This is a genomic window from Pseudotabrizicola sp. (assembly GCF_030656345.1).
GTDB lineage: Bacteria > Pseudomonadota > Alphaproteobacteria > Rhodobacterales > Rhodobacteraceae > Pseudotabrizicola.
Genome location: NZ_JAUSNR010000032.1, coordinates 25,221 through 47,535, shown reverse-complemented (window position 1 = coordinate 47,535; position 22,315 = coordinate 25,221). Strand labels below are relative to the sequence as shown.

Annotated in this window: 24 protein-coding genes; 20 read left to right on the top strand and 4 right to left on the bottom strand. The window is 64.6% G+C overall.

What is annotated here, in order from left to right; all coding sequences use genetic code 11:
* The first annotated feature begins 141 nt into the window (after positions 1-141).
* The 16 genes from bchC (at position 142) to Q7J44_RS18045 (ending at position 14,349) form a co-directional block, all read left to right on the top strand.
* A complete protein-coding gene (bchC, locus tag Q7J44_RS18120) occupies positions 142-1,086 on the top strand; it encodes a chlorophyll synthesis pathway protein BchC (protein ID WP_304882324.1) in 945 nt (314 codons plus the stop codon).
* Positions 1,083-2,087 carry a chlorophyllide a reductase iron protein subunit X gene (locus tag Q7J44_RS18115; protein WP_304882322.1) on the top strand — a complete coding sequence of 335 codons (1,005 nt, stop codon included), beginning with the start codon at positions 1,083-1,085 and terminating at the stop codon, positions 2,085-2,087. The genes bchC and Q7J44_RS18115 overlap by 4 nt, the downstream gene beginning before the upstream one ends.
* Positions 2,088-2,150: 63 nt before the next feature.
* On the top strand, positions 2,151-3,677 hold the full coding sequence (bchY, locus tag Q7J44_RS18110; protein ID WP_304882320.1) for a chlorophyllide a reductase subunit Y: 1,527 nt from the start codon (positions 2,151-2,153) through the stop codon (positions 3,675-3,677).
* A complete protein-coding gene (bchZ, locus tag Q7J44_RS18105; protein WP_304882319.1) occupies positions 3,677-5,161 on the top strand; it encodes a chlorophyllide a reductase subunit Z in 1,485 nt (494 codons plus the stop codon). Before bchY ends, bchZ begins: the two co-directional genes overlap by 1 nt.
* Positions 5,161-5,373, top strand: coding sequence for a cytochrome PufQ (gene pufQ / locus Q7J44_RS18100; RefSeq protein WP_304882317.1), 213 nt, complete (start codon positions 5,161-5,163; stop codon positions 5,371-5,373). Before bchZ ends, pufQ begins: the two co-directional genes overlap by 1 nt.
* A gap of 205 nt (positions 5,374-5,578) precedes the next feature.
* A complete protein-coding gene (gene pufB / locus Q7J44_RS18095; protein ID WP_100198094.1) occupies positions 5,579-5,728 on the top strand; it encodes a light-harvesting antenna LH1, beta subunit in 150 nt (49 codons plus the stop codon).
* Positions 5,729-5,741: 13 nt separating this feature from the next.
* On the top strand, positions 5,742-5,918 hold the full coding sequence (gene pufA / locus Q7J44_RS18090) for a light-harvesting antenna LH1, alpha subunit (protein ID WP_304882315.1): 177 nt from the start codon (positions 5,742-5,744) through the stop codon (positions 5,916-5,918).
* A gap of 128 nt (positions 5,919-6,046) precedes the next feature.
* A complete protein-coding gene (gene pufL / locus Q7J44_RS18085) occupies positions 6,047-6,895 on the top strand; it encodes a photosynthetic reaction center subunit L (protein WP_304882314.1) in 849 nt (282 codons plus the stop codon).
* On the top strand, positions 6,888-7,811 hold the full coding sequence (gene pufM / locus Q7J44_RS18080) for a photosynthetic reaction center subunit M (protein ID WP_304882313.1): 924 nt from the start codon (positions 6,888-6,890) through the stop codon (positions 7,809-7,811). Before pufL ends, pufM begins: the two co-directional genes overlap by 8 nt.
* A 10-nt stretch (positions 7,812-7,821) precedes the next feature.
* Entirely contained in the window at positions 7,822-8,064 is a 243-nt protein-coding gene (gene pufX, locus Q7J44_RS18075; protein WP_304882311.1) for an RC-LH1 core complex protein PufX, read from the top strand.
* A gap of 193 nt (positions 8,065-8,257) precedes the next feature.
* Positions 8,258-10,183, top strand: a complete 1,926-nt coding sequence (dxs, locus tag Q7J44_RS18070) for a 1-deoxy-D-xylulose-5-phosphate synthase (RefSeq protein ID WP_304882309.1) — start codon at positions 8,258-8,260, stop codon at positions 10,181-10,183.
* Between the two features lie 46 nt (positions 10,184-10,229).
* Positions 10,230-11,057, top strand: coding sequence for a hypothetical protein (locus Q7J44_RS18065; RefSeq protein ID WP_304882307.1), 828 nt, complete (start codon positions 10,230-10,232; stop codon positions 11,055-11,057).
* A 134-nt stretch (positions 11,058-11,191) separates the two neighbouring features.
* The gene (locus tag Q7J44_RS18060; RefSeq protein WP_304882305.1) at positions 11,192-11,845 is read left to right on the top strand and encodes a protein-L-isoaspartate O-methyltransferase; all 654 of its coding nucleotides are present in this window, start codon (positions 11,192-11,194) and stop codon (positions 11,843-11,845) included.
* 110 nt (positions 11,846-11,955) lie between these two features.
* Positions 11,956-13,317: a TolC family outer membrane protein gene (locus Q7J44_RS18055; RefSeq protein ID WP_304882303.1), complete on the top strand. Its 1,362-nt coding sequence runs from the start codon at positions 11,956-11,958 to the stop codon at positions 13,315-13,317.
* 50 nt (positions 13,318-13,367) lie between these two features.
* Entirely contained in the window at positions 13,368-13,526 is a 159-nt protein-coding gene (locus Q7J44_RS18050; protein ID WP_304882301.1) for a hypothetical protein, read from the top strand.
* The gene (locus tag Q7J44_RS18045) at positions 13,501-14,349 is read left to right on the top strand and encodes a hypothetical protein (RefSeq protein ID WP_304882299.1); all 849 of its coding nucleotides are present in this window, start codon (positions 13,501-13,503) and stop codon (positions 14,347-14,349) included. Before Q7J44_RS18050 ends, Q7J44_RS18045 begins: the two co-directional genes overlap by 26 nt.
* A gap of 78 nt (positions 14,350-14,427) precedes the next feature.
* Here the strand turns inward: Q7J44_RS18045 and Q7J44_RS18040 are convergent, their stop codons facing one another.
* Complete coding sequence (locus tag Q7J44_RS18040) at positions 14,428-14,754, bottom strand: DUF6280 family protein (RefSeq protein ID WP_103333163.1); 327 nt, start codon at positions 14,752-14,754, stop codon at positions 14,428-14,430.
* 216 nt (positions 14,755-14,970) lie between these two features.
* On the opposite strand from Q7J44_RS18040, the gene efp reads away from it, so the two are divergent.
* A complete protein-coding gene (gene efp, locus Q7J44_RS18035) occupies positions 14,971-15,534 on the top strand; it encodes an elongation factor P (RefSeq protein ID WP_304882297.1) in 564 nt (187 codons plus the stop codon).
* Between the two features lie 3 nt (positions 15,535-15,537).
* Here the strand turns inward: efp and Q7J44_RS18030 are convergent, their stop codons facing one another.
* Both Q7J44_RS18030 and Q7J44_RS18025 read right to left on the bottom strand, forming a co-directional pair.
* A complete protein-coding gene (locus Q7J44_RS18030) occupies positions 15,538-16,299 on the bottom strand; it encodes a folate-binding protein YgfZ (RefSeq protein WP_304882295.1) in 762 nt (253 codons plus the stop codon).
* Entirely contained in the window at positions 16,296-18,086 is a 1,791-nt protein-coding gene (locus Q7J44_RS18025) for an ABC transporter ATP-binding protein (protein WP_304882293.1), read from the bottom strand. The genes Q7J44_RS18030 and Q7J44_RS18025 overlap by 4 nt, the downstream gene beginning before the upstream one ends.
* Before the next feature lie 129 nt (positions 18,087-18,215).
* Between Q7J44_RS18025 and Q7J44_RS18020 the strand changes: the two genes are divergently transcribed.
* The 3 genes from Q7J44_RS18020 to Q7J44_RS18010 all read left to right on the top strand — a co-directional run bounded on the left by Q7J44_RS18020 (position 18,216) and on the right by Q7J44_RS18010 (position 21,180).
* Positions 18,216-19,439 carry an alanine--glyoxylate aminotransferase family protein gene (locus Q7J44_RS18020; protein ID WP_304882292.1) on the top strand — a complete coding sequence of 408 codons (1,224 nt, stop codon included), beginning with the start codon at positions 18,216-18,218 and terminating at the stop codon, positions 19,437-19,439.
* A gap of 191 nt (positions 19,440-19,630) precedes the next feature.
* On the top strand, positions 19,631-20,422 hold the full coding sequence (locus tag Q7J44_RS18015; protein WP_304882290.1) for a gamma-glutamyl-gamma-aminobutyrate hydrolase family protein: 792 nt from the start codon (positions 19,631-19,633) through the stop codon (positions 20,420-20,422).
* 71 nt (positions 20,423-20,493) lie between these two features.
* Positions 20,494-21,180, top strand: a complete 687-nt coding sequence (locus Q7J44_RS18010) for a D-lyxose/D-mannose family sugar isomerase (RefSeq protein WP_304882565.1) — start codon at positions 20,494-20,496, stop codon at positions 21,178-21,180.
* 73 nt (positions 21,181-21,253) lie between these two features.
* Here the strand turns inward: Q7J44_RS18010 and Q7J44_RS18005 are convergent, their stop codons facing one another.
* Entirely contained in the window at positions 21,254-22,291 is a 1,038-nt protein-coding gene (locus Q7J44_RS18005; protein WP_304882288.1) for a L,D-transpeptidase, read from the bottom strand.
* Positions 22,292-22,315: the final 24 nt, after the last annotated feature.

Sequence of the window (22,315 nt, the reverse complement as noted above, 5' to 3'; positions counted from 1 at the left end):
GCCCGACGGCACAGTTATCTTGCAAAAAACTGTCCAATTAAATTGACACATCCGATTGTAAGTCTAAACTTACACTTAAGAGCGAAGACCCGATGACCTGCGACTCTGTGTCGCGACTTTCGGGAAGGGGAGGACGACCGCGTGAGAACAACTGCCGTTATTCTGTCTGGCCCGCGCGATCTGGGGCTTGGGACATTGGGCCTGCAGGCCCCGGCGGCGGGCGATCTGGTGGTCGAGGTGTCGCATTCCGGCATCTCAACCGGCACGGAAAAGCTGTTCTGGTCCGGCACGATGCCGCCGTTTCCCGGCATGGGCTATCCGCTGGTGCCCGGCTACGAATCATTCGGCGAGGTGGTGGAAGCCGCCCCCGAAAGCGGCTTCCGGGTGGGCGAGCATGTGTTTGTGCCCGGCGCGAATTGCTACGCTGACAATGTGCGCGGGCTGTTCGGGGGTGCGTCGCGCCATCTGGTGACACCCGCCGCCCGCGTTGCCCGGATGGACCGCAGCATGGGGGCCGAAGGCGCGCTGCTGGCACTGGCCGCAACCGCCCGCCATGCGCTTGCCGGCTTCAACACGGCATTGCCGGAGTTGATCATCGGGCACGGCACGCTGGGCCGGTTGCTGGCACGGCTGACGATTGCCGCCGGTGCGCCCGCGCCCACTGTTTGGGAGGTGAACCCCGCCCGCCGCGACGGTGCCGTCGGATATGAGGTGATCGACCCCGCCGACGATACCCGCCGCGATTACAAGGCGATTTACGATGCCAGCGGCGCCAAGGGCCTGCTGGACCAGCTGGTCACGCGTCTGGCCAAGGGCGGCGAAATCGTGCTGGCGGGGTTCTATACCGAGCCTGTCGCCTTCGCCTTTCCGCCCGCCTTCATGAAAGAGGCGCGCTTCCGGATTGCCAGTGAATGGAATGCCGACGACCTGACAGCCACCCGGGCCCTGATCGAAAGCGGCGCGTTGTCGCTGTCGGGCCTGATTACCCACACCCGACCGGCAGCCGATGCAACGGGGGCCTACCAAACGGCCTTTGAAGACGCGGATTGCCTGAAAATGATTCTTGATTGGAGCGGCACCGCATGACCCTGGATATCCCGAACCTCAAGGATTTTGACGCCCGCCTGCGCGATGAGGCGCATGAAGAGCCGACGCTGGAGATCCCGCAAGGCGCGCCCACCAAGAACACCCAGATCATCGCGATCTATGGCAAGGGCGGCATCGGCAAATCTTTCACGCTGGCCAACCTGTCGCACATGATGGCCGAAATGGGCCAGCGGGTGCTGCTGATCGGCTGTGACCCGAAATCGGATACCACTTCGCTGCTCTTCGGCGGCAAGGCTTGCCCCACGATCATTGAGACCTCGACCCGCAAGAAACTGGCGGGCGAAGAGGTGAAGATCGGCGACGTGTGCTTCAAGCGCGGTGGCGTGTTCGCGATGGAGCTGGGCGGGCCGGAAGTGGGCCGTGGCTGCGGCGGGCGCGGGATCATCCACGGGTTTGAACTGCTGGAAAAACTGGGGTTCCACGACTGGGACTTTGACTATGTGCTGCTGGATTTCCTCGGCGATGTGGTCTGCGGCGGGTTCGGCCTGCCGATCGCCCGCGACATGGCGCAAAAGGTGATCCTTGTCGCGTCGAACGACCTGCAGTCTTTGTATGTGGCCAACAACGTGTGCTCGGCCGTGGAATATTTCCGCCGTCTGGGCGGCAATGTCGGTGTGGCGGGGCTTGTCATCAACAAGGATGACGGCACCGGCGAGGCGGCGGCCTTCGCGGCAGAAGTGAAGATCCCGGTGCTGGCAGCCATTCCGCAGGACGATGATCTGCGCAAGAAATCGGCCAATTATCAGATCGTTGGCAGCTATGAAAGCCAATGGGGCCCGATGTTTGCCGACCTTGCCACCGCAGTGGGGCTGGCACCCCCGGTGCGCCCGGCACCGCTGACCCAGGACGGCTTGCTTGGCCTGTTCAGCGCCGAACATACCGGGGCCGATTTCGTGCTGACCCCGGCCACCGATGCCGACATGCGCGGCAAATATGCCGGGGTGAAGGCCTCGCTCGAAGTGGTGTATGACAATGTTTGATCTGGAAGCCCTTGCCCGGGTCGAAGAAGCGCTGCGCGCGATGCAGCGCAAGGCGGGCGCGCAATGACCGGCCTGCGCCATGTGACGCCTGATCAGGCGGCTGTGCCATCCGTGGATGGCACAGGATGCCATGCCGGGGCCGGTCAGATGGCCGAGGCGGCGCGGGCGGCGGGCAATTCGGACTTGTTGAACCGTTACGCGAAGGATTACCCGCAAGGCCCTCATGACAAACCACAATCCATGTGCCCGGCTTTTGGGTCCTTGCGTGTGGGCTTGCGGATGCGGCGGGTGGCGACGGTGTTGTCAGGCTCGGCCTGTTGTGTCTACGGGCTGACCTTTGTGTCGCATTTCTACGGCGCGCGGCGGTCGGTCGGCTATGTGCCTTTTAACTCGGAATCGCTGGTGACGGGCAAGCTGTTCGAAGACATCCGCGACGCGGTGCACGAGCTGGCCGATCCCGAACGCTATGACGCGGTGGTGGTGACCAACCTGTGCGTGCCAACCGCAAGCGGCGTGCCGCTGCGGCTGTTGCCCAATGAAATCAACGGCGTGCGCATCGTAGGCATCGACGTGCCGGGATTTGGCGTGCCGACCCATGCCGAGGCCAAGGATGTGCTGGCCGGGGCCATGCTGGCCTATGCGCGGGCGGAAATCATGGCGGGGCCGGTGGCAGCGCCCGCCGCGGGCCGGTCTGACCGTCCTGCCGTCGCGCTTCTGGGGGAAATGTTCCCCGCCGACCCGATGATGATCGGCGCGATGCTGGCCCCGCTGGGGCTGGCGGCGGGGCCGGTCGTGCCGTGCCGCGAATGGCGTGAGCTGTATGCGGCGCTCGACTGCAAGGTCGTGGCCGCGATCCATCCGTTCTACACGGCAGCGGTACGCGAGTTTCAAGCGGCGGGCCGCACGGTTGTGGGATCAGGCCCGGTGGGGTTTGACGGAACGATGGACTGGTTGAAGAACATCGGCGAAGCCTATGATGTATCTGCAGAAAAGATCATTGCCGCGCAGAATGCCTTTGGCGCTGCGATCAAGGTCGCACTGGCCGCCAACCCGATCAAGGGCCGGATCACGCTGTCGGGCTATGAAGGGTCTGAACTGCTGGTCGCCCGCCTGCTGATCGAAAGCGGGGCGGATGTGCCCTATGTCGGCACCGCCTGCGCCCGCAGTGCGTGGAGCGAGGCGGACCGTGCCTGGCTGGTCGACAAGGGTGTGGCAGTGAAGTTCCGCGCCAGCCTTGAGGATGATTGCGCCGCGATGGAAGGCTTTCAGCCTGACCTTGCCATCGGCACCACGCCCGTGGTGCAAAAGGCGAAAGAGCTGGGGATTCCATCGCTTTACTTCACGAACCTCATTTCGGCCCGCCCGCTGATGGGCCCGGCTGGTGCTGGTTCACTGGCGCAGGTGATCAACGCCGCCATGGGCAACAAGGCGCGGATGGTGGGCATGAAGGCGTTCTTTGAGGGCGTGGGCAAAGCCGATACTGCCGGCATCTGGGAGGGCGCGCCGAACCTGCGCCCCGACTTCCGGGCGGCGCATCAGAAGAAGATCGACAAGCTGGCCCGCGCCGCCAAGGCGGAGGAGATGATCTGATGCTTATTCAGGATCATGACCGGGCGGGCGGTTATTGGGGCGCGATCTACGCTTTCTGCGCCGTCAAAGGCCTGCAGGTGGTGATCGACGGCCCCGTGGGCTGCGAGAACCTGCCGGTCACTTCGGTGCTGCACTACACCGACGCGCTGCCGCCACATGAATTGCCCATCGTCGTCACCGGGTTGGGTGAGGATGAGATGACATCGGGTACGGAAAGCTCGATGGCGCGGGCGTGGAAAACGCTTGATCCCGCACTGCCTGCGGTGGTGGTCACCGGGTCCATCGCCGAGATGATCGGCGGCGGGGTGACCCCTGCGGGCACCAATATCCAGCGCTTTCTGCCGCGCACCATTGATGAAGACCAATGGCAATGCGCCGACCGCGCGATGACCTGGATTTTCACCGAGTTCGGCATGACCAAAGGCCGGATGCCGCAGGAGAAAAAGCGCGAAGCGGGCGACAAGCCACGGGTCAACATTCTTGGCCCGATGTACGGCACCTTCAACATGGCGTCGGACCTCTATGAGATTCGCCGTCTGGTTGAGGGCATCGGGGCCGAGGTCAATATGGTGATGCCGCTGGGTGCCCATCTGGCCGAGATGCGCAATCTGGTGAATGCTGACGCCAACATCGTGATGTACCGCGAATTTGGCCGGGGCCTCGCCGAGGTGCTGGGCAAACCCTATCTGCAAGCCCCCTTTGGCCTTGAATCCACCACCAAGTTCCTGCGCACGCTGGGCGAGGTGCTGACCCTCGACGTGGAGCCTTTCATCGAGCGCGAAAAGCATTCCACGCTGAAGCCGGTGTGGGATCTGTGGCGATCGGTCACGCAGGATTTCTTTGCCACGGCCAGTTTCGCCATCGTCGCCAATGAAACCTATGCACGCGGCGTGCGGGCCTATCTTGAGGATGATCTGGGCCTGCCTTGCGCCTTTGCCGTATCCCGTGTGGCAGGCAAGAAGACCAACAACGAGGCGATAAGGGCCGATCTGAAAAAGCACCGCCCCCTGATCGTGATGGGGTCGATCAACGAGAAGATGTATCTGGCAGAGCTGAAGGGCGGCCACGGTCCGGCCCCCAGTTTCATCGCCGCAAGTTTCCCCGGCGCTGCGATCCGCCGCCACACCGGCACGCCCTTCATGGGCTATGCGGGTGCTGTCTGGATCTTGCAGGAAGTCTGCAACGGGCTGTTCGAGGCGTTGTTCCACATCCTGCCCCTGGGCACCGAGATGGACAGTGCCGCCGCCACGCCCACCACGCTGCGCCGCGATTTTCCGTGGGATCTGGATGCGCAGGCAGCCCTTGACCGCATTGTTTCCGAACATCCGGTGCTGACCCGGATTTCTGCCGCCAAATCCCTGCGGGATGCGGCGGAAAAGGCCGCGCTCGACCAAGGGGCCGAGCGGGTGATTGTCGAATTTGTCGAAGGACTGACCGGGGATGCCCGGCCAGCTGCGACCCAGAAAACCAAGGGAGGCACGTGATGAGTGACCAGACCGCAGGCGGGCATGCGCACCGCACGCCAAAAACCGAATTCTACCTGTATTTCACGCTGATCTTCGTGGTCGCGGTGCCCTTGTCCCTTGGGGCATGGGTCTGGGCCGTGATCCGGCATCAGCGGTTGCCGGTGCATGGGCCGCTGGCCCGGGCCTGGCTGGAGGCCAAGGCGATCACGCCCGCGATTTTCCGGCCCTGAGGGGCCAGCGCTTTCCGGCCCCAAGGGGCCGGAGTCTTCTGGCCCCACAGGGGCCTGTGACCTTCCTTCCGCCGCGCCCGTCGGAAGCCACGCTTCGCCTGTCCGCAGACCATCGCGGGCCGGTGAAAACCCCGGAAAGGCAGTCCGCCGATCCGTCACCTCCGCCGCAGGGTATGCGGCGCAGTCTCCAAATCCGGAGGATACTATGGCTGATAGAACCGACCTGAGCTTCACAGGTCTTACCGACGAGCAGGCGCAGGAATTGCATTCTGTTTACATGAGCGGCCTTTGGCTTTTCACGGCGATTGCCGTGGTTGCTCATCTGGCAGTCTACATCTGGCGCCCTTGGTTCTGAGGAGGATCACACAATGTCAAAATTCTACAAAATCTGGCTGATCTTCGATCCCCGCCGCGTGTTTGTGGCACAGGGTGTTTTCCTGTTCCTGCTGGCGGCGATGATCCACCTCGTGTTGCTGTCGACCCCGTCCTACAACTGGCTCGACATCGCAGCGGTGAAGTACAACCGCGTTGTGGTTGCGGAATAATTCGTGACCCCCTCGCGGGCGGCCTGCAGGACAGGCCGCCCGCGAAAATACCCCAATAATTCAAGTCGGCCTCGCATGGCGCATTCCGCCCATGACGGGACCGCCTCCATAAACGCGGAGAGGGAAGCATGGCACTGCTCAGCTTCGAACGAAAATACCGCGTGCCGGGCGGCACGCTTGTCGGCGGGAATCTGTTCGACTTCTGGGTCGGCCCTTTCTACGTCGGCTTCTTTGGAGTCGTGGGCTTCTTCTTTGCAGCCCTCGGCACAATTCTGATATTTTACGGCGCAAGCCTGCAGGGCACATGGAACCCCTGGCTGATCTCTATTGCGCCGCCCCCGGTGGAAATGGGCCTTGCCGCAGCGCCGTTGCGCGAAGGCGGGTTGTGGCAGGTGATCACCATCTGCGCGACCGGAGCGTTCACCGCCTGGGCCCTGCGCGAGGTGGAGATCTGCCGCAAGCTGGGCATGGGATACCATGTGCCGGTGGCCTTCGGGGTGGCGATCTTTGCCTACCTCACGCTGGTGGTGATCCGCCCGGTTCTTATGGGGGCCTGGGGCTATGCCTTTCCCTACGGGATCTGGACCCACCTCGACTGGGTGTCGAACACCGGCTACCAGTATGGCAACTTCCACTACAATCCGGCGCATATGATCGCGGTGAGTTTCTTTTTTACCACGGCGCTTGCGCTGTCCTTGCACGGTGCGCTGATCCTGTCGGCGGCCAACCCTGAAAAGGGCAAGGAAATGCGCACCCCCGATCACGAGGATACCTATTTCCGCGATCTGATCGGCTATTCGGTCGGCACGCTTGGCATTCACCGTGTGGGTCTGCTTCTGGCGCTGAATGCCGGGTTCTGGTCGGCGATCTGTATCGTGATTTCCGGCACCATCTGGTTCGATCAATGGATCGTCTGGTGGGACTGGTGGCTGAACCTGCCCTGGTGGGCCGGGATTGAGGGAGGCGTCAATGGCTGAGTATCAAAACATCTTCACGCAAGTGCAGGTCCGCGCCGAGCCCGAACTCGGTCTGGTCGAAGGGGTGGAACTGCACAACCGCACCAAGGGTGCCACGTTCTCGAACCTTGCAGGCTGGATCGGGAACGCGCAGCTGGGGCCGATCTATCTGGGCACCATGGGCGTGATCTCACTTGCGGCCGGGGCGATCTGGTTCTTCACGGTGGGCGCGTGGTTCTGGTATCAGGCGGGCCTGAACCCGGCGGTGTTCCTGCGCGACCTGTTCTGGTTCAGCCTTGAGCCACCGAGCGAGGAATATGGTCTGGGCTTTGCCCCGATTGCCGAAGGCGGCCTTTGGATCATTGCCAGCTTCTTTCTGCTGGTATCGGTCTGCGCCTGGTGGGTGCGCACCTATCTGCGGGCACAGGCGCTGGGGATGGGCAAGCATGTGGCCTGGGCCTTTGCCTCTGCCATCTGGTTGTTTCTGGTGCTGGGCCTGTTCCGTCCGATCCTGATGGGATCGTGGAGCCATGCGGTACCTTACGGCATCTTCAGCCATCTGGACTGGACCAACCTGTTCAGCCTGACCTATGGCAACCTGTTCTATAACCCGTTCCACGCGCTGTCGATCGTGTTCCTGTATGGCTCAGCCCTGCTGTTCGCCATGCACGGGGCGACCATTCTGGCGGTCAGCCGTTTCGGCGGCGACCGCGAGCTGGAGCAGATCGTCGACCGTGGCACGGCCTCGGAACGGGCGGCGCTGTTCTGGCGCTGGACCATGGGCTTCAACGCCACGATGGAGGGGATTCACCGCTGGGCCTGGTGGTTTGCGGTGCTGGTGACGCTGACCGGCGGCATTGGTATCCTGTTGACCGGCACTGTGGTGGACAACTGGTTTGTCTGGGCACAGGAACACGGCTACGCGCCGATTGATTAAGGGGAAAGCCATGTCTGACAAACCTTACTATCAGGATGAAAACCCGACCATCCGCCTGCGCACCTGGATCTTTGGCCAGATGATGTGGGGCGGGCTGCTGGCCGGGATCTTTCTGGCCGCCATCGGGATCTTTCTGGCTGTGATCTACGGCATCGGGCTCTTGCTGCCCGAAGAAAGCCGCCAGACGCCCGACCCGATGCCACGGTCAAGCCTTGAACAGCCGCTGGCACCTGCCGGGCACGATCTGGCCTGACCTTGCGCGCGGGCGGCGTGCCGCCCGTGCCGACCTTATTCGGGCCATCAATGCCGGTCCGGATCCGGGGCACAACCACAGCCCGGTTCCCTTCCTGTTGGCGACAGGGACCTGGTGCCGTGTGGAGCTGATCCATACGGCACTTTTTTCTTTTCTAAGGGGAGGGAAAGATCACGCTTTGGAGGACGCGACCATGAGCGAGCACATCTCTTACACCCCCACGCTGGACAAGGTGTCCGGCCCCGCTGACCTCAAGGCGCTGTCCGATGCCGAACTTGCGGCACTGGCTGGCGAGCTGCGGCGCGAGACCATTGATGTGGTCAGCAAGACCGGGGGGCATCTGGGGTCATCGCTGGGGGTCGTCGAACTGACAGTGGCGATTCATGCAGTGTTCAACACGCCCCTGGACAAGCTGATCTGGGATGTGGGCCACCAATGCTATCCGCACAAGATTTTGACCGGGCGGCGCGACCGGATGCTGACCTTGCGGCAGGCGGGGGGGCTTTCGGGGTTCACCAAGCGGGCGGAGTCGGAATACGACCCGTTCGGTGCGGCCCATTCCAGCACCTCGATTTCTGCGTCATTGGGCTTTGCGGTGGGGCGCGAAATGGGGATGCCGGTGGGCGATACCATTGCGGTGATCGGCGACGGTGCCATCACCGCTGGCATGGCTTATGAGGCGATGAACCACGCGGGCCATCTGAAAACCCGGATGTTCGTGATCCTGAACGACAATGACATGAGCATTGCGCCTCCCGTGGGGGCCTTGCAGCGCTATCTGAACGACATTGCGGTCAAGGGGCCGCTGGCCACGCTGAAAGCGGTGGCCGAGGGGGTCGAGGCGCATCTGCCCGGTGCCGTGCGCGAAGGCGCGCGCCGCGCGCGGCAGATGGTGACCGGGATGCCGGGGGGGGCGACCCTGTTTGAAGAGTTCGGCTTTACCTATATCGGCCCGGTCGATGGGCATGACATGCCCGCACTGCTGGCCACTTTGCGCGCCGCGCGGGCGCGGGCCACCGGGCCGGTGCTGATCCATACGGTCACCGTCAAGGGCAAGGGTTATGCCCCCGCCGAGGGCGCGGATGACAAATACCACGGGGTGGCGAAATTCGACGTGGCGACGGGGGTACAGGCCAAGGGGAAGTCGAATGCGCCCAGCTATACGGCGGTGTTCGGGCAAAAGCTGACCGAAGAAGCCGCGCGCGACCCGCGCATCGTGGGCATCACCGCCGCGATGCCGGGCGGCACCGGGCTGGATGTGATGGCGCGGCGCTTTCCGGCGCGGGTGTTCGATGTGGGCATCGCAGAGCAGCACGGCGTGACCTTTGCCGCCGGTCTGGCGGCCAGCGGCATGAAGCCGTTCTGCGCGATTTATTCCAGTTTCCTGCAACGCGGCTATGACCAGATCGTGCATGATGTGGCCTTGCAAAACCTGCCGGTGCGCTTTGCCATCGACCGGGCGGGGTTGGTGGGGCAGGACGGGGCGACCCATGCCGGGGCCTTCGATGTGGCCTTCCTTGCCAACCTGCCCAATATGACGGTGATGGCCTGCGGCGATGAGGCGGACCTGTGCCACATGATCGCAACGGCCGTGGCGCATGATGCGGGCCCCATCGCCTTCCGCTATCCGCGCGGCGAGGGGATGGGGGTCGAAATGCCCGAACGCGGCACCCCGCTGGAGATCGGCAAGGGCCGGGTTCTGAAACAGGGGCGCGAGGTGGCGCTGCTGTCCTTCGGCGCGCATCTGTCAGAGGTGCTGGCGGCGGCGGACCTGCTGGAGGCGGATGGCATCAGCGTGACCGTGGCCGATGCGCGCTTTGCCAAGCCGCTGGATACGGCGCTGATCGACAGCCTGATTGACGGGCACGCAGCGATCATCACGGTCGAGCAGGGCAGTACGGGCGGCTTTGGCGCGCTGGTGCTGCATTATCTGGCAGGCTCGGGCCAGCTGGAAAAGGGCCGCGCGATCCGCACCATGGTGCTGCCCGACCGTTTCATTGATCAGGCGGCACCTGCGCAGATGTACGACTGGGCCGGGCTGACTGCGCGCGACATTGCCGCCACCGCGCAGGGCGCGCTGCGCCGCGAGGCGGCAGGCAAGGGGCTGCGGCTGGTCTGAGCGCATCGCGGCGGGACGGGGCAGAGCGCTCCGCGCGGGAGTATTTTTGAAAGGTGCAAGCGGCTGGACGATTGTGGGGGGCAGGGGTCGCGCGGCGCGGCTGGTCCGGTCCGGGCTTGTCTTGGCGGCGAATGCACAGCACTCTGGCGCCGGTGTGGTGTGCAATGACGGGACCGGGTTTATGTGGGATATGGGGATCGGCAGGGCCATTGGTCTGGCGTTGATGCTGGTGCTGCCGGGGGCCGCGCAGGCCGCGCCGGTTGCGGTGCAGGTGACGGCGCTGGCACCCGAAGGGGCCGGGGCGGGGCCGGTGTCGTGGTCGGCGGTGCCGCTGAACCTGCCCGAGGGCGCGGATGTGCTGGAGGCGATGATCATGACCGAAGGCGCGCTGGACGGTCCGTGGCAGGTGATGCTGGAGCCTGGGGATTATGTGATCTCCGGCTTCTCCGAGGCGGACCTGTATGAGATCAGCATCGAGGTGACACCGCAGACCACGGTGATCGAGGTGCCGGTGCTGGCGATTGAACCGCAGGTCGCGCTGCGCTGCACCGAACCACGCTGCGACTATGCGGATGCAGCGACCGGGCTGCAGGTGACCCTGCCGCAGGGCTGGGCGGTGGATCTGCCCTATCACGCCGATCTGGGGGACGGGGACCTGGCCCCGGAAGTGTCGACCGTGTTCTTCGAGGATGTCGAAGGCGATGGTGGGGCGGTGTGGTTTCTCAATCCGTTGGACTGGATCACGGGCGAAACCGGGCCATGCCGTGCGGTGGCGCAGGGTAATCTGTGCACATTTGACGTATCTGCAGCGGCAGAACTGGCCTTTGCGGTGATCGCGCCGTCTTTGCAAATCCTTGAAACGCATATGGAATAGTCAGCGCGGCGCAAAGATCGCAGGTGCGTAAAAATCGCACCGCTCTGCGGGGCGCGGTCTGACTGCGGCGTTGCCCCCGCCGGGGAGATGTGGCAAGACAGATTTCAGCCGATCCAGACCAATGAGTTCAGCCGATGACCGATTTCTCTGCCCGCCGTGTGATGATGGTTGACACTCAGGTGCGGCCTTCGGATGTGACCAAGTTCCCCATCATCGACGCCATGCTGAGCGTGCCGCGCGAGGCTTTCGTGCCGCGTGACAAACGCGAGGCGGCCTATATGGGCGAAAATCTGGTGTTGCAGCAGGGTCGGGTGGTGCTGGAACCGCGCACGCTGGCCAAACTGCTGGACGCGCTGGACATTCAGCCCGATGAAATGGTGCTCGACCTGGGCTGCGGGCTTGGCTATTCGGCCGCCGTGCTGGCGCGGCTGGCCGATGCCGTGGTCGCGGTCGAGGAAGATGAGGCGATGGCAGCCGAGGCGCAGGACCGGCTGTCGCAGGCCTCGGTCGACAATGCGGCGGTGATCGTCGGGCCGCTGGCCGCAGGGGCGGCCAAGCACGGGCCCTATGACGTGATTACAGTGCAGGGCGGGGTGGAAGTCATTCCGCCCGCACTGCTGGCGCAGCTGAAAGACGGCGGCCGGATTGCCGCCGTGTTCATGGAAGGCGCGCTTGGTGTGGCCCGGGTCGGGTACAAATCCGACGGCAAGGTCAGCTGGCGCTTTGTGTTCAACGCCTCGGCCCCGGTTCTGCCGGGCTTTGCCCTCTCGGGCGGGTTCCGGCTCTGACCCGCTGAGGGTGAGGTGAATTTGGTAAAGTCTTGGTGCGATGGTTATGACGACGGAAAGCAGACCCCGGCACGTGTAACCGGGGCGACAGTCTCAGGAGCAGTCTGAATATGCGTGGATTTTTTGCAGCAACGGCGATGGCGGTCAGTGTTTTGGCGGCACCCGTTGCCCAGGCGGAAACGCTGACAGACGCGTTCATCGCCGCCTACCGTACCTCTAATTTGCTGGACAAGCAGGCGGCGACCTTGCGCGCCGCCGATGAAGACGTGGCGCAGGCGATGGCGACCTTGCGGCCCGTGGTCGATTTCGCGCTGTCCAGCGGCTATTCCCGCAGCCAGACCACATCGAGCGCGCCATTTGTCGACGGGGTGCGCACCACCTTTGATCTGTCGGCCTCGCTGACGCTGCTGGATTTCGGGCGCCGCGCGCTGCGGATTGAAATCACCAAGGAATCGGTGCTGGCCACGCGCGAACTGCTGCGCGGGGTCGAACAGGATGTGCTGTTCGCCGCAGTTGATGCCTATGTCTCTGTGCAGGTCAACCAGCAGCTGCTGGCGCTGCGCCAGTCCAACACGCGGCTGGTGACGCAGGAGTTGCGCGCCGCGCAGGACCGGTTCGAGGTGGGGGAGATCACCCGCACCGATGTGTCGATCGCCGAGGCGCGGCTGGCAGCGGCGCGCGCCGGTCTGGCGGCGGCCGAGGGCAATCTGCTGGTCGCGCGTGAAGCCTACAAGGCGGCGGTCGGGGCCTATCCGCGCACGCTGGCGGCCTTGCCACGCTCGCCCAGCCTGCCCTCTTCGATGGAGGCGGCACGGGCCGTGGCCTTGCGCACCCATCCGTCGGTGCTGGGGGCGCAGCGCCGCGTGACCATCAACGATCTGGGGGTCGAGCTGCAGAAGGCCGGGTTCCGGCCAACGGTGTCTGCACGCGCCGGGGTGGGCATCAATGATGCCGGGGCAGAGAACCAGAGCTTTGGCCTGTCGCTGAACCAGCGGGTCTATTCCGGTGGCAGCCAGTCCTCCTTGCTGCGCCAGTCGATTGCGGCGCGTGATGGCGCGCGGGCCGATCTGGGGCAGGCCGGGGTGCTGATTGCCGAAGCGGTCGGCAATGCCTGGGCCGGGCTGACCATTGCCAATGCGCAGGTGCAGGCCGGGGATCAGCAGATCCGTGCGGCGCAAACCGCCTTTGACGGCGTGCGCGAAGAGGCGAGCCTTGGGGCACGCACCACGCTGGATGTGCTGAACGCCGAGCAGGAACTGCTCGACGCCCGCGTCACCCGCATTCAGGCCGATGCCGAGCGCTATCTGGGGGTCTACCGGCTGTTGCAGGCCATGGGGCTGCTGTCGGTGGAACATCTGCAGCTGGGCATCCCGACCTATGATCCGGCGGCCTATTACAATGCGGTGAAGAATGCGCCGGTGCATTCGGCGCAAGGCAAGAAGCTGGACCGCATTCTGCAAAAGCTGAAATAAACCGTGCCGGGCCTGCCGGTGCAGACCGCTGGCAAAGGCACGCCGGGCTGTTGCGAAACCTGCGCCATTTTCTTGTGCTGCGGGCAAAGCGCGATTACACTCGGGTAAAGAACCGGCAGGCGGCGGGCCTTTTGGTGCCGCCGGTCAAGCCGGACATGCGGCAGGATTACGGGCAGGAACGCGATGTCGGAACCGATGAGCAGCAATGAAATCGAGGATGTCTTGTCCTCTATCCGCCGGTTGGTGTCAGAAGATTTGCGCCCGGGGGGCAGCCGCCCGCCGCAGGCCGGGGCAGAGCCCGTTGCGGGTGACAAACTGCTGCTGACCCCTGCACTGCGGGTGGTCGAGGCTGCGGAAACCATCCCCCCCGCCGGGGATGACGAGGCTGTGTGGCCCGCCGGCACCTTTGCGGCGACACCGCCTGTGGCGGCCTCTGTCGCCGGCCCGGTCGATGAGGTGGTGGCCCGTCTGGGGGCTGCGGTGACCGAAGAGGAATGGGAATCGCCCTTTGGCGACCCCGAAATCTGGGGTGCCGCTGAGGCCGAGGCGAAACCTGTGTCAGGGGACGCCACGCGTCCGCTTCCGGGCTTTGTCGCGCGCCCCCGCGTCACGCTGGACAGGGCTGGGCTGGAAGATGAGTTTCAACCAGCCCCGATGATCGAGTTCGGGGATACCGAAGAGCTGGAGCCGGAAGATCTGCCGGAGGCCGGGGCCGCTGAACCCGCCGCCGCACCGGGCCGGGTTGAGCGCAAGGAAGTGTCGCCGCCGGATGATGGCAGCGATTGGGCCGATGCCGCCGAAGCGGCGGTGTACGCCGATCTGGCGCAAGTGGCCGAGGATGAGGTGATCGCCGGTCTTCATGATGCGCAGGCCGGGGACATGGCCTTTGACGAAGAGGTGTTGCGCGATCTGGTCCGCGACCTGATCCGCGAGGAGCTGGCCGGTTCGCTGGGCGAGCGGATCACCCGCAATGTGCGCAAGCTGGTGCGGGCCGAAATCGCCCGCGCGCTGGCGGTGCGGGAATTCGAATAGCCCTGCGAAACGGGTGGTCTGACATGCAAAACGCGCCCCGAGGGGCGCGTTTTGGCATTCTGCGAACCCGGGGACGGATCAGGCGGCTTCGCCCATTTCCGATTCCAGCGCATGGCGGCGTTCGGATTCTTCGCGGCTGAGGGCCACGGATGTGCGCACGCCTTTGGACACGAATTCCATCAGGCCCTTGACCACCCGCTCGTTCGGGTCGATCCCGGCGCAGGACAGAACTTCGCGCCCGTCGCGCGAGCGTGCCCAACGTGCAATCTGTTCAGGCCCGTTGCCGTATTTTTTGTCATCTGCGATGGCATCGTCCAGCGCAGCAAGCACCACGGCGGCAAAAAGCTTGCGCGCGCGTTGGCCTTGTTCGTAATTGAAAGCGGTGCTGTCAACGAAACCAGTCATTTTGGCAGTCCTTATTCTTGCTCTTGTCTTTCTTGGCGTCGGGCGAACCTAAACGTTTCAAACCGATTCGGCATCACCTGTTTTGCAATCCTGTCATGCGCCTGATGCATAGCTGACGCAAAGGAATACTGTATTTAGTCTGCTTGCCCCCTTCGGACTACCCAGATATAGGTGTGGCGTTTTCGACTTCAACCTTTTGTCAAGGTTTGGCCACAAATGCCCAAAATCAACGGTAATGAAATCAAGCCTGGAATGGTGCTGGAACATGATGGCGGCCTGTGGGCTGCGGTCAAGGCCAACCATGTAAAGCCCGGCAAAGGCGGGGCTTTTGCCCAGGTCGAGCTGAAAAACCTGCGCGATGGCCGCAAGCTGAACGAACGCTTCCGGTCAGAAGATAAAATTGAAGAGGTCCGGCTGGAAAACAAGGACCAGCAGTTTCTGTATGAAACCGACGGGCGCCTGGTGTTCATGGATTCGGAAACCTATGAGCAGATCGAGCTGGATGCCGAGCTGCTGGGCGACCGCCGCCCCTTCCTGCAGGACGGGATGACGGCAACAATCCGCTATTACGGCGACGAAGCGCTGGCGGTGACGCTGCCGCAGAAGGTGAAATGCCGGATCGTCGAGACCGAGCCGGTGGTCAAGGGCCAGACGGCGGCCAACAGCTTCAAGCCGGCAATTCTGGACAACGGCGTGCGGATCATGATCCCGCCCTTCATCGGCCAGGATGAAGAGATCATCGTGCACACTGAATTGATGGAATATTCCGAACGCGCGTAAGCCTCAGGGCAGGGCGGCCAGCCGGGCCGTGCCTACCACCATATCCTGCATCCGGTCAAAGCGCAGCCAGGCAATCGCCTTGCCGCCCGATTGGGTGAACAGCGTGCCAGCCGCCTTTTCGCCCGACAACACCGGCGTGCCCACCGGGGCCGCCCCGTCGATGGCCACGGTGATCAGGCCCTTTTTCAGCTCGGTTTTGTGCTTCATCCGGGCCGTCACCTCTTGCCCGACATAGCAGCCCTTGCGGAAATCGACGCCATGCAGCCGGTCAAACCCGGCCTCCAGCAGATAAGTATCATTGGCGATCAGCTCGATCCCGGTTTCCGGAATGCAATGGGCCACGCGGAGGGCATCCCAGTCGATCACCGGGGCCTGACCGGGCAGCCCATAGCCGCGCCAGCCCAGTGCCGGATGGCGCGGGTCGGCAAATGTCCCCGGCGGCGGGCTGTCCAGACCGCGGGTCACGGTCAGTTCTGTGGCCGCAATCTGCACATCGGCGCGCAGGCGGTACATCGACAGACGGCGCATGGTGTCGGTGGCGATGCTGGCCTTGATGTCGATCAGCAGATGGTCAGCGTCCATGGGCCGGATCACGAAGAAATCGGCCAGATATTTGCCCTGCGCGGTCAGCAGCGCGGCCCAGATCATCCCCGGTGCTTTTTCCAGCGGCAGCATATCATTGCTGATCAGCCCTTGCAGAAAGCTGAAGCGGTCCTTGCCGCTGATGGTCCAGACCTGCCGGTCGGCGGCGACCTCTCCGCTCATGCCGCGTCTCCTTCATCCTTGAACTGCAGCGCGTGCAGGCTGGCATAAAGCCCGCCTTTCGTCAGCAATTCGCTGTGCGTGCCGGTTTCAACCGCGACGCCCTGATCCATGACGATGATGCGATGCGCTTTGCGCACGGTGGCCAGACGGTGGGCGATCACAAGCGTGGTGCGGCCCTGCGCAGCCTTGGTCATCGCGGTCGCAAGGGCGGCCTCGGACACGGAATCCAGCGCGCTGGTGGCTTCGTCCAGCAGCAGCACCGGGGTGTCGCGCAGCAGGGCGCGGGCGATGGCGATGCGCTGGCGCTGCCCGCCCGACAGGTTGGACCCACGCGGCCCGGCGGCGGTATCGGCCCCGTTCGGCAGGGCGGCGACGAAGCCTGCGGCCTGTGCGGTGGCAAGGGCGGCGTCAACCTGCGCCGCGCTGATCCCCGCGCGGCCCAGCGTCAGGTTGTCGCGCAGGCTTTCGTCAAACAGCGCGGCATCCTGGCTGACGGCGGCAAACAGCGCGCGCTGGTGGTCCAGCACCATGGCGGTGGTGGCGATGCCGTCGATGGCCACAACGCCATGCGCCGGGTCTGACAGGCCGGTCAGCAGGTGGAACACGGTGGATTTGCCCGCGCCCGACGGGCCGACAAGGGCGGTCAGCTTGCCAGCCTCGGCGGTGAAGGACAGCCCGCGCAGCACCGGCTGATCGCCATAGCCGAAATGCACATCGCTGAAGCTGAGGGCAGGCGGCAGCGTGGCAGGGGTCTGGCCCACAGCCGGGCGGCGCTGCGACGGCTGCATCGCAAACAGCGCGGCAATGCGGTGCAGGCTGGCCGCCCCGATCTGCCACAGCCCCGCCATGTCGCCCAGACGGCGGATCGGCTGGAAGGTCAGCACCATGGCGGAAAAGAACGCCATGAACTCGCCGGTGCTGCGGGTGCCCGCCGCCACCTCACGCCCGCCCAGGATCAGAACCGCCAGAAAGCCGAAGCCGGTGATCAGATCCACCAGCGAGGGCAGCACGGCGCGGCCAAACGCCGCCTTGGTCTCGGCGGTGACAATGCGGGACAGGATCGCATCAAAGCGCGAGGTCTGATGCGCCTCCATCCGGTTGAGCTTGACGGCCTGAATGCCGTGAAAGATCTCATCCAGCCGCGTCGCCCGCTCCCCCGCCTGATTGCGCAGGTGAATGGCCTTGCGCCGCAGATAGCGGCGCAGAATGGCGGCGGGCAGGATCAAAAGCGGCGTGGCGATCAGGGCGGCAAGCGTCCACCACGGGTCTATCGTGATGGCCACCACCAAAAGCCCGATCAACGCCACCACGTCGCGCCCGATACCCGAGACCAGCGCGATCCAGATGCCCTGCACCGCCATGGTGTCGCCCTGCACCCGTTCGATCAGCGCACCGGGGGAATTGTCCTGAAAGAACTTCATGTCCAGCCGCAAAAGATGCGCCAGAAGCCGGCTTTGCATCTGTGCGGCCACCCGTTGCGAGACACGCGCCAGCAGGGTTTTGGAGATCAGCGACGTGGTGGCGCGCAGGGCAAACAAGCCGAAGATCGCGCCGCCCACCAGCCACAGCGCCCCGGTGCCGCCGCCGCCGAACACGCGGTCAAACAACGGCTCCAGCATATAAGACAGCGCGCCCAGCGTGCTGCCCTCGATCACCATGATCAGAAAGGCGATCAGCAGCAGCCCCGATTGCGGGCGCAGATACTGCGCCCAGAACCAGCGCACCAGCGGGCCGTCGCCGGCATGGGCATCGGGCGGTGGCAGGTCGCGGGGGCTGGCGTCTTGCATCGTCATGCGCCTGATCTAATGGCAAACCCGGTGCCGCCGCAAGGACTGGCCCGCAAATCAGCGCAGGGCCGATTGACCTTGGCAAGGACTGGCCCTAGCCATTGGCGCATTGACAGCCAGAGGCGCATGATGACGCAAGAGAATTCCCCCAAACCCGATCTGTCCCGCGGGCGCAGCTATCTGGCCATTCCCGGCCCGTCGGTGATGCCCGACCGGGTGCTGGCGGCAATGCACCGGGCGGCGCCCAACATCTACGCGGGCGATCTGACGGAAATGGTCGCGGCCATGTGGCCCGATCTGCGCGCCGTGGCGGGCACCACGCAGCATGTGGCGGGCTATATCGGCAACGGCCATGCCGCATGGGAAGCGGCGAATGCCAACCTGTTCAGCCGGGGCGATCAGGTGCTGGTGCTGTCCACCGGCCGCTTCGGCATGGGCTGGGCCGAAAGCGCGCGCGCGATGGGGGTCGAGGTTGAGGTGATGGATTTCGGGACCCGCGATCCGGTCGATATGGCAAGGGTCGAGGCGCGGCTGCGGCAGGACAGTGCGGGCCGGATCAAGGCAGTGCTGACCACGCATGTCGATACCTCCAGCTCGGTGCTGACCGATATTCCGGCTTTGCGCGCGGCGATGGATGCGGCGGGGCACCCGGCGCTGCTGTGCGTCGATTGCATCGCGTCGCTGGGTTGTGACGAATATCACATGGACGCCTGGGGCGTCGATCTGACCGTGGCGGCCAGCCAGAAGGGGCTGATGACCCCGCCGGGCATGTCCTTCCTGTGGTTTTCCGAGAAAGCCCGTGCGGCAGGCGCGCAGGCCGATCTGCGCACCCCCTATTGGGACTGGCGCGCGCGGTCAGAGCCCGAGGAGTTCTGGCAATACTGGGCCGGCACCGCGCCCACGCATCACCTCTTTGGCCTGCGCGAGGCGCTGGCCATGCTGCACGAAGAAGGAATGCCACGGGTCTGGGCCCGGCATGAGGTGCTGGCCCGCACGGTCTGGGCCGCGTTCGACGCCTGGGGCGCAGACCATCCGCGCATCGGGCTGAACGTCACGGACCCGAAATACCGCTCACGCGCGGTCACGGCGGCGCGGCTGGGGGCACCGGATGCCACCCGCCTGCGCGAATGGACCGAAGCGCAGGCCGGGGTGACGCTGGGCATCGGGCTTGGCATGGCGCAGCCATCGGACCCGGCCTGGCACGGGTTTTTGCGGGTGGCGCATATGGGGCATGTGAATGCGCATATGACGCTGGGGGCGCTGGCGGTGATGGAGGCGGGGATGGTCGCGCTGGACATCCCGCACGGGCCGGGCGCGCTCGACGCCGCCACAAAGGTCATCGCGGCGGGCTGAGCGGCCCGATTTTTCTGCGAAAAATCCGCCGCGCGCCGCATTTGCGCGCGCCGGATGCCCGTTTTGCCGTCAGATCTGCAGGAAATCCTTCTGCCCGGTGCTGCAGCTGGGTTGTGCGCGGGTGCGGACTTGGCCCAGCCCGTGTTTGCGCCTATTGTTAAGGCATGAAAAATGATCATGGCTGCACGTCTATGACTCCTCCTGCTGCGCGCCGCCCCGTGGTGGGCATCATCGGCAATATGAGCCTGCTGAATGAAAGCTATCCGGTGCACGCCGGGGGCACGATGAATTCCGAAGCGGTGGCCGAAGTCTCGGGCTGCCTGCCGATCATCATCCCGTCAGACCCGCGCCTTGTGGTGGTCGAGGAATTGCTGGACCTGTGCGACGGTTTCCTGCTGACCGGCGGCCGCCCCAACGTGCACCCCAGCGAATATGGCGAGGATGAAACCCCCGCCCATGGCAGTTTTGACCGTTGCCGCGATGCGATCACCCTGCCGCTGGTGCGCGCCTGTGTCGAACGCGGCCAGCCGGTGTTCGGCATCTGCCGTGGCTTTCAGGAGGTGAACGTGGCCATGGGCGGCACGCTTTACCCCGAGATCCGCGATCTGCCGGGGCGGATGAACCACCGCATGCCGCCCGATGGCACGCTGGAGGAAAAGTTCGCGCTGCGCCACCCGGTGAAGTTCAACCCCGGCGGGGTGTTTCATCAGCTGTTGGGCGCGCAGGAGGTGATGACCAACACGCTGCACGGGCAGGGCATCAACCGCCCCGGCAGCCGCATCGTGATTGACGGCACCGCCCCCGATGGCACGCCCGAGGCAATCTATGTGCAGGGCGCGCCGGGCTTCACCCTGTCCGTCCAGTGGCACCCGGAATGGAATGCGGCGGGTGATCCGGTGTCGCGGCCCTTGTTCGCGGCCTTTGGCCGGGCGGTGGCCGATTGGGCGGCGGGCCGTCGCCCGGTGGCGCTGCGCAGCGCCTAGGCGCTTGTTTGCGCTAACGCATCGGCTATAACCGGCAGCGGTTATACAGGGAGGCTGCCATGACCCATTCCATGACACGTTCGCGCATCAATGACATCATGGCGCAGGCCGATGAGATGATCCGCCACTACGGCTTTGCGCTGCCGCCCTTTGCCTATTGGACGCCCGACCAGTTCGTGGCGCAAAAGGCGCAGGCCGGGCGCATCATCGCCTCGCGCATGGGCTGGGATATCACCGATTACGGGCAGGGCCGGTTTGACCAGATGGGGCTGTTCCTGTTCACCCTGCGCAATGGCGCGCTGGCCGATCTGCAGCGCGGCGGCGGCATGTGCTATGCCGAAAAGCTGCTGATTTCGCGTCAGGATCAGCTGTCGCCGATGCACACCCACGTCATCAAGGCCGAGGATATCATCAACCGGGGCGGGGCCACGCTGGTGGTCGAGCTCTATGGCAGCGATGATCAGGGCCGCTTTGCCCGCGACCGGGGCGGCGTCGTGCGCTGCGACGGGCTTGATCGCGCCTATGCCCCCGGTGACAAGCTGAAACTGGCCCCGGGTGAGAGTGTCACGCTGATGCCGGGTGACTGGCACGCGTTCTGGGGCGAAGGCGGCGATGTGCTGATCGGCGAGGTCTCGACGGTGAATGACGACCTGACCGACAATATCTTTGTCGAACCCATCGGGCGTTTCGCTGAGATCGAGGAAGACGTGGCCCCGACCCATCTGCTGGTCAGCGATTATGATCGCTGGCTTGTCTGAACCCGCCACGCACCGGGCATGAAAAAACGCGCGCACCTTCAGGTGCGCGCGTTTTGTTTTGCTGCCGGTCAGATCAGCCCTGCGGGCAAAGCCCGTTCACCAGCGGCACGGCGCAGGCCGGGGCCGGGGGCGTGTCACCTGCCGGGGCGGCGGGCGTCACAGCGGCGGGGGCTGCCGGAGCGGCGGGTGCCATTGGGGTCACCGGGGCGGGGGTTGCTGCCGGGGTGGCCGGGGCGGGAACCGCTGGCACCGCCGGCGCGACAACACCCGGGGCCGGGGTCACGGCGGTGGGGGTGGGCAGGCTTGGCCCCATGACCGTTGGCGCGGTGGACATCGGGCCGGTCACCGTGGCCGGAGTTGCTGCCGCATCTGCGTCAGCCGCCGTGGCAACAGCCGGTTCCACAGCCTCTTCCGGCTTTTTCTTCTTCGGCGCGGGCGGCGGCAGGGTCAGGCCCTTTGGCATCTGGCCGCTGGCGGTCAGCACGATGACCTTGGCCCCGTCCGGCACCCGGTTATAGAGGTCAATCACATCCTGATTGATCATCCGGATACAGCCCGAAGACGCATTGCGCCCGATCGACCACCATTCCGGCGTGCCATGGATGCGGTAGCCGTAATCGACGCCATTGGTCGTCAGATACAGCGCGCGCGACCCCAGCGGGTTGGTCGGCCCGCCGGGTTGGCCGTTTTCCCATTTCGACAGCTCTGGCTTGCGCTCGATCATTTCTTTCGGCGGGGTCCAGGTCGGCCATTGGCGGCGGTTGGTCACGAGTGCCTGACCCGACCATTGAAAGCCCGCAGCCCCGACCGCGATGCCATAGCGGATCGCCTTGTTCTTGCCGGTGATGAAATACAGATGCTTGGTCGCCGGGTTGATGATCACCGTGCCCGGTGCCTCGTCCGACGGGAAATTGACGACCTGCCGTTTGAACTGGTCCGGCACCTTGGCCGGATCAATCGCCGGAATGCTGATGCCATTGTCCTTGGTGGCCAGATACATCGATTCGGTTGGCACTTCGACAACAGGCGCTGACGTGGTGGCGGGCACACAGGCAGCAAGGCCTGCCGATACGGTGATGGCAAGCAAGGCCCGGAGTGCAAGTGATGACATATGGAAATCCCGTCAGAAATTCAG